This is a genomic window from Natronosalvus caseinilyticus (genome assembly GCF_017357105.1).
Classification (GTDB): Archaea; Halobacteriota; Halobacteria; order Halobacteriales; family Natrialbaceae; genus Natronosalvus; species Natronosalvus caseinilyticus.
On the sequence record NZ_CP071596.1, the window covers coordinates 2,138,364 to 2,152,097 of the forward strand.

Annotated in this window: 11 protein-coding genes; 5 read left to right on the plus strand and 6 right to left on the minus strand. The window is 61.4% G+C overall.

Annotated elements, in window-relative coordinates; all coding sequences use genetic code 11:
* Nucleotides 1-156: 156 nt before the first annotated feature.
* On the plus strand, nt 157-1,197 hold the full coding sequence (locus J1N60_RS10390; protein ID WP_312907202.1) for a GNAT family N-acetyltransferase: 1,041 nt from the start codon (nt 157-159) through the stop codon (nt 1,195-1,197).
* A gap of 112 nt (nt 1,198-1,309) precedes the next feature.
* Here the strand turns inward: J1N60_RS10390 and J1N60_RS10395 are convergent, their stop codons facing one another.
* From J1N60_RS10395 to J1N60_RS10410, 4 genes are all read right to left on the minus strand, one after another.
* Complete coding sequence (locus J1N60_RS10395; protein ID WP_312907204.1) at nt 1,310-2,836, minus strand: lipopolysaccharide biosynthesis protein; 1,527 nt, start codon at nt 2,834-2,836, stop codon at nt 1,310-1,312.
* 56 nt (nt 2,837-2,892) lie between these two features.
* Nucleotides 2,893-3,993: a peptidoglycan bridge formation glycyltransferase FemA/FemB family protein gene (locus J1N60_RS10400; RefSeq protein WP_312907206.1), complete on the minus strand. Its 1,101-nt coding sequence runs from the start codon at nt 3,991-3,993 to the stop codon at nt 2,893-2,895.
* Nucleotides 3,994-4,154: 161 nt separating this feature from the next.
* Nucleotides 4,155-4,937: a methionyl-tRNA formyltransferase gene (locus J1N60_RS10405; RefSeq protein ID WP_312907208.1), complete on the minus strand. Its 783-nt coding sequence runs from the start codon at nt 4,935-4,937 to the stop codon at nt 4,155-4,157.
* Nucleotides 4,928-5,743 (minus strand): polysaccharide deacetylase family protein, encoded by an 816-nt coding sequence (locus J1N60_RS10410; RefSeq protein WP_312907210.1) that lies wholly within the window; start codon nt 5,741-5,743, stop codon nt 4,928-4,930. The genes J1N60_RS10405 and J1N60_RS10410 overlap by 10 nt, the downstream gene beginning before the upstream one ends.
* 309 nt (nt 5,744-6,052) lie before the next feature.
* Here J1N60_RS10410 and J1N60_RS20770 point away from each other — a divergent pair, with 309 nt between their 5' ends.
* A complete protein-coding gene (locus tag J1N60_RS20770; RefSeq protein WP_484551594.1) occupies nt 6,053-6,307 on the plus strand; it encodes a DUF8044 family membrane protein in 255 nt (84 codons plus the stop codon).
* A gap of 141 nt (nt 6,308-6,448) precedes the next feature.
* Here the strand turns inward: J1N60_RS20770 and J1N60_RS10415 are convergent, their stop codons facing one another.
* Nucleotides 6,449-7,420 (minus strand): DUF7982 domain-containing protein, encoded by a 972-nt coding sequence (locus J1N60_RS10415; RefSeq protein ID WP_312907212.1) that lies wholly within the window; start codon nt 7,418-7,420, stop codon nt 6,449-6,451.
* A gap of 287 nt (nt 7,421-7,707) precedes the next feature.
* On the opposite strand from J1N60_RS10415, the gene J1N60_RS10420 reads away from it, so the two are divergent.
* The gene (locus J1N60_RS10420) at nt 7,708-8,721 is read left to right on the plus strand and encodes a DUF1616 domain-containing protein (RefSeq protein ID WP_312907214.1); all 1,014 of its coding nucleotides are present in this window, start codon (nt 7,708-7,710) and stop codon (nt 8,719-8,721) included.
* Nucleotides 8,722-8,754: 33 nt separating this feature from the next.
* Here the strand turns inward: J1N60_RS10420 and J1N60_RS10425 are convergent, their stop codons facing one another.
* Entirely contained in the window at nt 8,755-9,957 is a 1,203-nt protein-coding gene (locus J1N60_RS10425; RefSeq protein WP_312907216.1) for a carboxylate--amine ligase, read from the minus strand.
* 316 nt (nt 9,958-10,273) lie between these two features.
* Between J1N60_RS10425 and J1N60_RS10430 the strand changes: the two genes are divergently transcribed.
* Nucleotides 10,274-11,356 carry a glycosyltransferase family 4 protein gene (locus J1N60_RS10430; RefSeq protein WP_312907218.1) on the plus strand — a complete coding sequence of 361 codons (1,083 nt, stop codon included), beginning with the start codon at nt 10,274-10,276 and terminating at the stop codon, nt 11,354-11,356.
* A gap of 58 nt (nt 11,357-11,414) precedes the next feature.
* A complete protein-coding gene (locus J1N60_RS10435) occupies nt 11,415-13,670 on the plus strand; it encodes a PAS domain-containing sensor histidine kinase (RefSeq protein ID WP_312907220.1) in 2,256 nt (751 codons plus the stop codon).
* The last annotated feature ends 64 nt before the right edge of the window (nt 13,671-13,734 follow it).

The window sequence follows — 13,734 nt, forward strand, 5'->3', positions numbered from 1 at the left end:
ACTGCTGCTCGAGTCCAGGGCTACGAGGACGGCAATGCGCCTCCGACGCTGGAGTAATAGCTCATTCCGATCCCGTACCGGTAGGATAACAAAGGCTATCTCGGACACACGTATCGGCAACTCGGCTAGCGCCGTTCGGTCTCGAGAAAACTAGAGATGAGTGTCAGAATTTCGGTATTGAACCCCGCCGATCGAGAGTCGTGGAACGAATACGTCGAGCGGTCACCGCAAGGATCGGTCTTCCATCGGTACGACGCGCTCAGAACGCAGGCGGCGTACTCAGACGCCAGGCTGTACCCTCTCGTCGGATACAAAGGCGAGGAACCAATCGGAATCTTTCCTGTTTTCGAAAGTCACACGGGCCCCGTCGCGTTCGCGTTCTCTCCACCGCACGGGTTACACGTACCTGCTCTCGGTCCCGCGTTGCTCAACATGGACCAGCTCAAACAACGCAAACGGGAGAAGCGCCACAGTCGGTTCATCGATGGATGTTTCGAGTGGATCGACCGCGAACTCGAGCCGACGTACACTTCGATTCGAACGTCGTGGCGGTACGACGACATGCGTCCGTTCAAGTGGAACGGATTCGACGTCCACCCGAGTTACACGTACGTCGTCGATCTCGAGACCGACGAAGAGACGTTGATCCGTCGATTCAGTCGAACCACGCGTCGAACCATCCGGAATCATCTCGACGACGAGTACACGGTGACAGTCGGCGGCGTCGACGCGGCCAGGTGGATCATGGAGCAGGTGGTCAGCCGATTCGAAGAGCAAGGGAAAACGGCGACGATGTCCCCGTCGTTCGTGGTCGAACTCTACGAACGACTTCCTGAAGGTGTCGTGAACCCGTACGTGCTCTCCGTCGACGGAGACCCTGTCACCGGTACGATTCTCCTCGTGGACGGCGAAACGGCCCACCGGTGGCAAGGTGGAACGAAGCCCGGGACGTCTCTCCCAGCGAACGAACTCCTCGAGTGGCGGATGCTCACCGACGCGATGAAACGCGGTGTCAGTGAGTACGAGATCGTCGACGCCAACATCCCGCGAATCAACGAGTGGAAGTCGAAGTACAATCCGAACGTCCGGACGTACTACACGATGCACCGATCCGGTCAGGGAATGGCCGCCGCCGTGCAGCTGTATCTCAGGCTTCGTGATCGAAACGAACTCGTCACGAAACTCGCACCAGGCTAAGAAAACGGTTATCGAGTGAACCGCTCATTTGATATGCTAATCGATTTAAGTCGGTTCGGAAGACGAACCCTGCTTCTGGAGACTAGCCGCGCTATGCGTCGGCCTATTCGCGTCATTTGTGGCGGGTCGGAATCCGCTCGACCAGTTCGAGCAACTGCCGTTCGACCGCTTTCGGTAGCGCCGTCGCGGTAGCGATCTCCTCGAGGTCATCACTCGTAATCGCACCGGTCGCGACCGAGGCAACGACGAACACGACCGCACCGAACGGCGGGACGATCACGAGCGAGAGGATCGATGAGTCGATCGCCCACGAGACGAGAAAGATCGACGTGGCCGACACGATGATCGTGACGGACGTGGCTTCCCAGCGGATGCCCTCGAGCGGTCGGTACCCCAACCGGCGGGCGATGGCCGTCTGGAACACGACGAGGCTTCCGTAGCCGATCGACGTCGCGATGGCGGCCCCGATCATTCCGTAGCCTGGAATCAACAGCAGGTTCAACAGTACATTGATCAGCGAGCTGGCGCCCGTCGCGACGAGGAGCGGACGAAGCGATCGCCTGGCCTGGTTGATGGCGAGGGACGGTCTCGCGACCGCGAATCCGAGCACGCCAGGGAGCAGCAACAACAGAGGCGTGATCGCCGGCCGGAACGACTTGCCTAAGTAGAGTGGAACGAAGTCGGCCGCCAGCGCAGCGAGGCCGAGTACAAGCAACGTCGTAAACAGGAACACGTAGCGCGTAACGACCTGGGATTGCCGCTCGATAGCGTCGATATCCCCGCGCTCCCAGAGATGCGAGACACGCTGTAAGAGCGCGTACTGAACGGCGACCGGTGCGAACCACAGGACTTCGGCGATCACTAGCGCACCTTTGTAGTATCCCACGAACTCGTCGGACAGCCAGAGCTGGAGCAAGAGCACGTCGACGTGGTACAGGGACGTCAAAAAGAGGAAGAAACCGATCGTACTCGCGGTGTAGGTAATTATCTGCCCTTTCGGAAGGCTCACGCCGCTCGGGAAGAGGGCGCGGCGGATAGGCAACACTCGACTGACGATGGCCAATCCGACCACGATGGTGAACGCGCTGGAGACGATGGATCCGAGCAATACGCCTTCGACGCCGTAACCGAGGTACACGAACGTGATCGCGACCGCGACGAATAGCGTCTCGTCGACAACTTTTAGCGGTTCCGAGCGAGACTCCAGTTGGAGTCCCATTAGCGTCCACAGGACGTGCGTCGCCAGTTGGTTGAAAACGAGATACGCGCCGAGTACGTAGAAGAGCGACGTGAACGCCGGTCCGAACGTGGATGCTGCGAGACCCGTGTACGCCGCCAGAGCGAACAGCGCGGCGGCGAGAAGGCCGACGACGAACGCAGTTCTGAACACGTAGCCGAAGATGGCGGCCTGCCACTCCGTATCCGATCGTTCGGAGATGTACTTTCGAACCGTATCACCCGTCCCCGAGATCAGCACGATCCCGACGACGGAGTATACGGACAGGACGAGCGCGTACCGACCGTACTCGACCGGTCCGAGGAGGCGAACGAGAACCGGTGTGAATCCCACTCCGAGGAGCAGCATGAACATCTTCGAAACGATGATCGAGACGACCGCGGATGAAAACGAATTGCCCATAGCTTAGTCAGGAACGGGCGTTCGTCCCGGTGGCCGCGTGCTACTCGGGAGTCTGGTCACGAGAAAATCTGACCGACGACTTTGGATTTGATTTCTGTCGTTCTCTCTCGCACGGTCTCGGGGGTGACTGGCGTCGAGGACGTGTACCACTGGTGAGCGACGCGTCCGCCGTTCAGTGCCGCCAGGGCGGCCCGAGGATACCCCCGTTCCCAAGTGAGACAGGGGGCCGCGCGGGTAGCGAAGCGTTCCTTGAATCGAAACAGTCCGTTTCGAAAGTCGGGCTCCGTTCCGCGGAAGTTGTACGTCTCGTAGCCGTTTTCGATGGCCCACTTGATGGCGTGTTCGTGGATCAACTCCGACGCGTTGTACTCGAAGTGGTCCTCCGTGACGCCCGAACAGAGGTAATGAAGCGTCGACCGTTCGTCGTCCAGCACGAACATCATCAGTCCACGTCGCGCTCCATCGACGTGGAGCGAAAATACCTTGATTCGTTCGGGGAAGTTACGGAGTTCGAGAAAGAACGCTCGAGTCAATCGGGCGCCGCCGACGCGTTCCGCGACGTCGGTATAATTCGAGTGCATCTCGCTTAGGACTGCTCTGGTCAGTTCTTCCTCGACGATCTCCCCGTCGTGATCGTGTCCTCGCCTGATCGCCCGTCGCCTTGAGCTATCCATCTCTGCGAGGAGGGCGTCCCAGTTGCGCGACGTATCGAGGAGCATGTCACAGTTAGTAATTCGCAGGCTATACCCGTGCTCCAGGAAGCTGTCGTGGTATCGAACGTAGGACGAATCGACGTTACTGATCTGGTGAAATCGAACCGACCCGTCACAGAGGCGAGCCGTCGATTCGAGTATTAGATCGAGCGCGGTTTCCTCGTTGCCAATGGCGACCGGGCCGCCCGACCCGGGCCGTATACTGTAGAGCCGTCGAACCGGGATCGACCCGATCGAACCGACGAAGTTCGGAGACATGGCGATGGGGTTACCTTTCTTTTCGACGAGTAGATGACGTGGCTCGAGCGGTTGACCCCGTTCGACTGCCCGGAGCCAGCCGTAACGATGGAAGACGCTACCCAGATCGGCCTGCTCGACGACGTGGTTCCACTGGTTTCGATCGGCCTGTTCGATGCTGTCGAGTCGCGTTACAGTGAGGGACATAGGGCTTCGTTACGGTCGGTCAACGACCCACGGGGAGGCAGAAATAACTTCGTCCGAATCCTCAGAGTAGTGTAACGTTTTCGACCACGGTTCGAGGACGAACCGGGGGAGGGGGAGGCAGTATTCGGGACCGGCGAACACCGTCTGAAGATCCAGTCCACCTAGATGAATCGATTCCCGCGACGCCGAAACTCCCGCCGGTCGTCCCGGGTCGGACGGGAGTAGTACTCGCCCTCCTCGAGATCGTTGGGCCTCGTTTCGATGGTTCCGTCGGCGACCTGATCGATGACGTCGACCGCGACGTCCGGCCCAACCTCTGTCAGTTTGAGATAGATGTCGTGCATCGTGTCATCGGGCAGTACCTCGTACTTCTGTTGTACGATGATCTCGCCGGAATCGAACTCCGGCGTCATGTAGTGGGCGGTGACCCCACTCTCGTCTTCCCCGTGATAGAGCACCCAGAACGACGTCGAGAGGCCGCGATACTTCGGCAAGAGAGATCCGTGGACGTTGATCGCGCCCTCCTCCGGAATTTCCAGAAGATCTTCACCCATTCGTTGACCACAGGCGATCGAAAGAACGAGATCAGGTTTCAATTCCCGGATCTGGTCGACGAACGCTTCGTCGTTGACGTCGTTCACTTCTTCCACCGGAATGTCATAAGCCGCCGCGAGCGTTCGGACCGAGTGAAATCGCCCCGTGGTCCGATAGACTGGTCCCGTCGGCAATCTGGCAGCGATTTTCCCCGCTACATACCGGAGGCCAAACCGAAAAAAGGCCGACGGGCCGAACATCTGGAACCGGCCTCGAACCTCCTCGAGCATCGACCGTTGCATCGGCGCGAGGACGACCTTCGAGAGAGTCTCGGATCGTTCGGAAAACACCGGCTCGAGGTACCGCGGCATGTAGATGGGATCGTCCTGCGTGAAGAGAATTACGTCCATGCGTACGCTACCGGTTCGTAGAGGTCAGACACTTTCTCGAACGTGTACCCGTTTCGTCTCAGCGTCGAGACGAACTCGGTGAGTATGTCGACGGACCGATCCATGTTCCGGGTCATGAGCGTGCGCTTTGGTTGTGGCAGGTGGTCGTGAAACTCGGTCCTCCAGAAATCCTGCAGGTGGGAGTCGTACACTAACGGCGTGGGAAGGGGCACGTGCTTCAAAAGAGAAAGATACGGACGCCCGAGGAGTTTGAGATAGTTCTGCGAAATCGGAATCCGGAGCCCAGGGACGGCCGCAAACGGAATCTCGAGGAGTCGATCGACTTCCGTCGGGACGTACGGGGTGAGCGGGGCGCGGATATTGTTGTACACGCCGGGGCGATAGGAGGGGAAGACGCTGGAACTGAACTCGAAGCCGGCCCGCTCGAGTTCCGCCCACTCGCCCTGGACGATGTTTCCCTGCGGTGCCCGGTACCCGCGGGGTGGTTCACCGAAGTGTGACTCGAACGCTGCTACCCCTCGCTGGATTTCGGTCTCGAATTCGTACGATTTCGTCATGTCGTGTTGATACGAGTGAAGGTGGAATTCGGCGTCTAGCTCCCAACGAAGGCGCTCGACGATACCGGGATAATTCTCTATCGTGACCCCGACAACGAACACGCTAATCGGCACGTCCAGCTGCTCGATGAGTGCAATATAGTCGTCTACGTGGTCGAACGTCGGATTCGGACTCTCGTCGCCCGGGATACACCAATCTTCCTCGAGATCGAGCGTCATACAGGCGATGGGTCCACTACTACGCGACATAGTGACATCCCTCCGGAATTGAAGCAGATAAATTTTGTCTCACAATATCTGATTACCCAAGGCCCCACTCTACCGTTTCAGCGTCAATGGGGCCGAAATGGAACCAGGCGATAACCGAGGCTCGGATCTGTTCTTCGACCGGCACTCGATTGCTACGTTCAGGAGACGTCTCGATGAACGGGGATACGGCGCAGACGGGAGGGGGAGGGGACGTTCAATAGTGGATTACTCGAGAAGCGGCGCGAATACTGTCGCTATAGCTTTTACTTCGTTCCTCGTTCGACCCGTCTACAGATGAGACCGCACCGAATGCGGTTCGTCCTTGTTCAGTGTTCGTGGCTGCTGGGAACGGTGCTCGTTCTCTCAGCGACTGGACTCTACTCGTACGACCTGTTTATTTTGTTCTCCGCACTCGGCGTCGCCATCCTGACGAATCTGCTCAATCTGTCACACGTGCAACCGCGTTGGATCGGTTGGCCTCGAGTCCTCACCAGGGTCTTGTTGGCGGGCGCCACAGCAGTTCTCTGTTATCGTTTCGTCAGCCTGTTCGTCTTGTCACCGTAGTCAGCGCCCGTCGAGCGTCGATCGATAAGCGAATTGATACCTCGCGTCTGGTTCGATTCGTCTCATTACGTGAGACTCGACACAGCACCACTTCGCTGGAAGCAACTGGAAATCTGCAACAGTCATCGCTTCGAACGATCTCTATCGATACTCGAGGACCCACGTTCCGTCGTCGGCTAGCGCGGAGGCCTCGAACGAGATTCGGCGGTCGAGTCCGACAGCGAGACCTACCGCGAGAAAGGAGGCGACCGGGTGGTCGAACTGATCTAAGGGCCCGAAGACGTTCCTCGAAATAGTAATCGTGACTACCCCCTCGTCCGGTCGCACGTTCGCGTCGGCGTCCGTGACGAACTCGAAACGGCGTTCGAGCGAATCGATCAACTGTTCAGCCAGTAGTTCCGGGGTGTTCGCAACCGGTTCGTCCAGTGCCCGTTCGAACTCCCGGAACAGCGCTGCCCCGGTCGGCTCAAGGATGAATCCACGTTCCCCCGAGTCGACGATAGAGAATCCAGCCGCGTCTTGGACGCCGCCGTCGACGGCGGCCGGGACGAATAGCCGAGCCCCGGATTCGACACCGTCCGGGTTCGGCACGTAAATTCGCTCGGTGCTCGAACCGAACGTCGCCGTGATCGCCTCGAGGTTGGCCGCACACGTCTCGTACACTTCGGCCCCATCTCTGGCCTCGATCGACTGCGTCCCCGTCACTCCGTACGTTAGAACGCTGGCGAACAACCCGATCCCGCCGAGCGAGAAGAGGACTTCACGACCCGTCGATACGACGAACCCAGCAGCGAAACAGAACACGCCGATGGCGACGAATCCCGCTATCGTGAGTCGCTCGCGCGTCGTACGAGCACCGGCGGGGAACCGTACCGTCCGATCACGAACGACGGAGGTTCTGGCACCGTCGGCTGGAGCAGTTCCTCCTTCGAAAGCCCGCTTTTCACCGCCCTGATCGAACGCAGCGGACGACGCATCCGGCGTACTATCGTACTCTTCCGGGCTCATGTGGGAGTACTCGAGCGAGATGTCGGTTCGTTCGAATGGGAGGTTTCGTCGACGCACGACCGTGCCATCTGAAGCCAGCGAGGGACGGACAGGCGTCGTGGGCACGAACCAGTATCGTCCTGCCACCGAGGGACGTGCGAGTGGTCGTGGCCGTCTGTGGGGGTCGTCACAGTGTCTCTTCCCAAACTACCGAGGACCACTGCTTTAAATTGCTGGTCGTCAATCCCGGTTTACCTGCCGTTGACGGGTCTAAACGGACGGTTTCTTGCAGTGGGGCCGCGGCTATATCACGTATCACGACAGCGTTCAGTGGTCCAACGATCATCGGATCCAGACAGTCTGGACTACCGTCCATCCGATTTTAATCGCGGTTCGTGAAAGAGACAGAGAGGATGATTCGCTCGCTCGTCCGACCCCACGTTCGTCGACTGCCGGCGGACCTGACGGGAGTCCTCGCTCTCACGGCCCTGACGAACGTCGTCGTGTTTGCCCCGGTGATACGGGAAACGCCCCTTCGTGTTCCGTTCGGTCTCGTCTTCGTCCTCATCGCTCCAGGATACGCGCTGGTTGCTCTCGTGTTTCCAGAGCGCGGGCCAGTAGACCGGTTCGACGATGCCAACGGCGGGGTTCAGTCGCCGACGACGATTCTCGAACGTCCCCGGTCGTGGTGGGGAACGATCGACGGCCCGGAACGCATCGCGTTTTCAATCGCTTCGAGCGCCATTATCGTCCCGATGATCGGTTTCATCCTAATTACTGTTCAGGGGACGTTCCGATTTGGACCGACGTTCGTCGCCGTCTCGGTCGTTACCGTCGCCCTCACGGCCGGCGCAATCTGGGAACGCCTGGCGCTCTCACCGGCCGATCGGTTTCGAGTTCCATATGACGAGTGGATGGACACTCTTCGCACGTCGGTTTTCGATTCTGATTCTCGCCGCTCAGCGATCCTGAACGTCACCCTGATCTGCACGATACTGCTCGTGATCGCGAGCGTTGGATACGCCGCCACGGCACTTCCACAAGACGACGAGTACTCCACGATATACGTTCTCTCCGAAGACGATGCGGATCCGATACTCGAGATCCCGCCAGGAGAGAGCCAGGAGGTCGTCGTGGGGGTAGACAACCACGAAGAGCGGACTACGACGTACACGGTCGTCGTCGTCGAACAGGAGATGGACGTCTCGGAAAACGAAACCCGCGTCGTCGACCAGCGCGAGCTCGAGCGGTTCGAGGCGACGGTCGATCACGACGAGACGTGGCGTCTCGCTCACGACGTCGAGCCGACTGCGAACGGCGAGGTGCGCATCGTCTGGTTGCTGTACGTCGACGACGCTCCTGCGGAGCCGTCGATCGAGTCCGCAGCGTACCGGGTGCACCTGTGGGTCGAGGAAGGCGAATCGTGAGAAGAGGGCGAACGCGTCGCCCACTTCGATCCCCTACCCGATCCTGTGTTGAAGAACCCGCCGGAGTTCACGCGAGAACGGAACGGGATCGCCAAACCGGAAGACGTCGAAGTGAGGTGCCCGGACGCACGACTCGAGAATCTCTCGCGTCGTGGCCAGAATCGGGGGACGGTCGACGAGTATCGGGTCGTCCCGTCGGAGGCTGAGCAGGTAGTGTACTTCGCCGTAGAGGTAGTGACTCCTGACGCCACGTTCGTACCTCGCGTCGATCGACGATTTCCGGTCGAGCGCCTGCAGCCAGTAGTACGCCGGAAAGTCGGCGCCCGCCCGGACCGCACAGGGGAGCGATTGCCAGAACCGCGGGTTGATCTCGAGCAGTTTGTACTCGCCGGTGGTGGCGTCCTTCGCGTACTCGATGCACGCGATGCCGTGCCAGTCGAGGCTATCCAGTAGCGTACGGCCGACGGCCTCCAGTTTCGGATCGTGTATGGACTCCCGATAGACGCCGCCACCGCCGGTGTACGAGGTTCCGCGAATCTGTCGGTGCTGGAACGTCGCGACCGCCTCGCCCTGGTCGTACAGCGCGCCGAACACGTACTGGTCGTCGTGTCGAACGTACTCCTGGACGATCGGTTCGTGTCGCATGGTGGCGCGAATCGCCGCTTTGTCGGGTTCGTCTCCGGGTTCGACGTAGACCACGTCCTTTTCGACCGCGGACGTATCCGAGGCGAGCGACGGCGTGAGTTCCGCGGTGAGAAGATTGTACCTGGATTTGATGACGAACGCGTCGTCCCATCGGTCGACCTCGTCGAGACATCGCGTTTCGGGAACCGGAACGCCGGCCTCGCGAGCGGCGTCGAAGAGTTTCGTCCGGTCGTTGACGACCTCGAGCGCCCCGGTCGGCGGCGCGATCACCGACGCGTATTGTTCGAACTCGTCCCGGTAGGTCGCGAACACGTACGGATCGGCCGGGCGGAGCGGGAGGATCGCCCGGACGTCCGGTCGAGCGGCGATTCCCTTCAGTGCGTCTTTGTACGCGACGAGGTCGTCGTCGGGGGAACAGATCTGGATCTGTTCGTTACAGAATCGCGATCCGCCAGCAGGGACGTCTTCGTGTTCCGAGGCGACGATCGTGTGGACGCCGCACTCGGCGAGCGAGCGAACGCACGCGTAGCAGGCAGGATTGAATTTTGCGGGGAGAAGGACCGCTTCCCGGCCGGACGCGTCGGTGACCATCGAGACGAACGAGAGGATGCACCAGTATATACGGCGACAACTGTTCGTCTACGTAATTACGTATTTCTGTCGTCTCCGAGGAGCCCGTGGACGGACGTTGCACTCCGCCTCGATGGCGAAGAAGAGGTGCCGTCGACGGGTTCGGTGGCTGGTCTGGTTTCGCCTCAGGAGGTGGTAGACCGCTCTCTCGCTTCGCCGCAAGCTCGTGAGGGCCATCTCTCTCGTTTCGTCGCGGGAGGTGACGGAACCCCTCGAGTGACGGTCGGCATCACAAATACCCTATATTTTTACCCCCTCGCTGGCATCTACAGCGTAGATGCGAATCGCGTTCGTCTCCTTCGAAACCGCCCACCACCGAGAGACGGAGACGAACGAACGCTTTCGGACCGTTCTCGACCTCCTCACCAACCGCGGCCACGAGATCCACGTCTGCTGCGCGCAGTTCTGGCCAGGCGAGGCGTCCACGCTCGAGCGAGACGACGTCGTCTACCACGGCGTCTCGACCGGCCTCGAGGCGCGCCAGTCGTTCCTGCTTCGCCTCCCGTTCGTCCTCCGATCGATCGGCCCGGACGTGATTCACGCTAGTGCCGACCCCGCGGGCCAGGCGCGGGCGGCCAACTGGGGCGCGACGCTGGCTCGAGCCCCGATGGTCCTCGAGTGGTACGGCGCGGGGATCGGCGTCGACGGTGCCGTCGGCATCCCGGACGACCGCGGCCATCGCTACGCGGCCCGGAACGCCGACCGCATCGTCACACCGTCGCGGATGGTCCGGACCTGGGTCAGAGAGCGAGGCGCTTCGGGTGAACGCGTCGACGTCGTCCCGAACCCGATCGACCTCGAGCGGATCGAGGCGACGCCGCCGGGCGACCGGGTCGACGTCGTCTACGCCCGGCGACTCGACGAGGGGGCGAACCTCGAGAGCCTGCTCCTCGGGCTCGCAGAACTCCGGGACCGAAACTGGCACACCCTCGTCCTCGGGGACGGCCCGCAGCGAGGGATGTACGAGCAACTCACGCGGGACCTGCGGATCGACGACCGGGTGACATTCGCCGGGGAAACGAGTCGGAACGAGCGCATCGCGGCCTACCGGAGCGCGCACGTCTTCGCCCAGACCGCCACCGAGTGCGTCTTCCCGACCGAGTTCGCCTGGGCGCTCGGGGCGGGTTGTGTCGGCATCGTCGAGTACCACGCCGACTCCGCGGCTCACGAACTCGTCGAGGGCTGGGAGCGGGGCTTCCGGACCACGAGCGAACAGGAGCTCGCCGACGCCATCCTCGAGGCCGGCGACCTCGAGCACCGGACCTACGACGAGTCGTTCGCGAACCTGGATCGGGGGGCGGTGCTGGAGACGTACCTCGAGACCTATCGGGAGCTCCAGGACGCACGCGGGCTGCTCTAATTGGCTAGTTGGATCGCCTGCCGAGGCTCTTATCCAACTCGATGCCCTGTAGCCGTTAATGAGTGAGCGAGTCGAGGACGTCGACGCGGGGTTCTGGGATGGCGAAGACAGCGCTGCGGCCCGTCAGCGCTGTCGATCGCTGGTGAACGCGATCGATGACGGGATCACGGTCGTCGACGCCAACGGCGAGGTGACGTTCGCGAACGAGCGTGCCGAGGAACTCCTCGAACGGCCTCGCGACGTCCTCGTCTCCGCGGACGATGCCCGCTGGACCCTCGTCGACGAGACTGGCGAACGACTCGAGCCAGGCGAGTCTCCGTTCGACCGCGTTTGCGCTCGACAGACCTCCGTCGCCGATCAGATCGTTGGCCGTCGTCGGCCCTCCGGAGCGTGCACGTGGCTGTCGGTCAACGGCGCGCCACAGTGGAACGAGAACGACGAGTTCGACGGCGCCGTCTTCGTGGTCGAGGACGTCACCGACCAGCGCAACGCGGAGAGCGAAGTCGAGGAGATTCTCGGACGGGTAACCGACGCGTTCTACGCCCTCGACGAGGACTTCCGGTTCACCCACGCCAACGAGCGGGCCGAAGAGTTGCTCCAGGCGACCGAGGACGAACTGCTCGGCGAAGTGCTGTGGGAACTGTACCCGGAGGCGGCCGAAATCGACGACGTGTGGAACGCCTTCCAGGCGGCGATGGAAACCCAGGAACCCCAGGGGTACGAACTCTACTTCGATCCCCTGGAATTCTGGGTCGAAGCGACCATCTACCCCTCCGAGACCGGCGTGTCGGTGTACTTCCGGGACGTCACCGAGCGCAAAGAGCGCGAGCAGTACCTGGAAGCTGCCAAGGCGCAACTCGAGGCGGCGACGGAAGCCGGCGCCGTCGGCACCTGGGAGTGGTACGTCTCCGAGGATTCGTTCGTCACCGGTGCCTCATTCGCTCGAACGTTCGGCGTCGATCCGGAAGCCGCTCGCGAGGGCGTCCCGCTCGACCAGGTGCTGTCGTCGATCCACGAAGACGACCGCGACCGCGTCGCCGCGGAAATCGAGAACGCCGTCGAGCACTGCGAGTCGTACGAGGCGGAGTACCGCGTCTGGGACGCCGACGACGAACTTCGGTGGGTCGTCGCCCGCGGCCACGTCGAGTGCGACGAAGACGGTAACGCCGAGCGGTTCCCCGGCGCACTCACCGACATCACGGAACGCAAGCGAGCCGAACTCGAGGTCGAAAAACAGTCGAGAGAACTCGAGACGCTGTTTCAGGTCCTGCCCGTCGGCGCCGTAGTCGCGAACGCGGACGGATCGCTGCGCAGGGCGAACGACACGGCCAGGGACATCTGGGGTGGCGATGTCTTCGATGCCGAATCCGTCGAGGAGTACGAGAAGTACCCTGCGGTGTGGTCGGACTCGGGCGAACCGGTCGGGCCCGAGGACTGGACGATGTACCAGGTGCTCCAGGGCGAGGAAGTCACGGAGCCGAACATCTACGAGATCGACGCGTTCGACGGCGAGCAGCGAATCATCATGGAACACGGCAAGCCGGTGCGAGACGAGTACGGGAACGTGAGTCGCGCCGTCGTGACGCTCACCGACATCACCGAGCGCCGGGAGTACCAGCGAAAACTCAAGGAGTCGAACGAGCGCCTCGAGCAGTTCGCCTACGCCGCCAGTCACGACCTCCAGGAGCCCCTGCGGATGGTCACGAGCTATCTCCAGTTGCTCGAGAACCGGTACGACGACGCTTTCGACGAGGACGGGCAGGAGTTTCTCGAATTCGCCGTCGACGGCGCCGAACGCATGCGCGAGATGATCGACGGACTCCTCGAGTACTCGCGCGTCGATACGCGCGGCGATCCGTTCGAACCGGTCGACCTGAACGGCGTCCTCGAAGACGTCCGGGAGGATCTCACGGTGCGGATCGAAGAGAGCGACGCCGAGATCGCGACCGACGACCTGCCCCGTGTGAACGGCGACGCCAGCCAGTTGCGACAACTGTTCCAGAATCTCCTGTCGAACGCGATCGAGTACCGGGGTGAGGAGCCACCGCAGATCGACGTCACTGCCGAGCGAACGGGCGAGCACTGGGTGCTTTCGGTTCGCGACGAGGGTGTCGGGATCGATCGGGAGGATGCAGAGCGCATTTTCGAGGTGTTCCAGCGGCTACATACGCACGAAGAACATCCGGGCACCGGTATCGGGCTCGCGCTGTGTGAGCGTATCGTCGAACGCCACGGTGGCGAGATCTGGGTCGAGTCCGAACCCGGCGAGGGCGCGACGTTCTCGTTTACGCTTCCCGTGGCTCGAGCGGAGTGATCGCTCGAGGTGAGCCGGTTTTGCTTTCGTTCCAGTTCGGATTTCGACCCCGATCCCGAAGTTC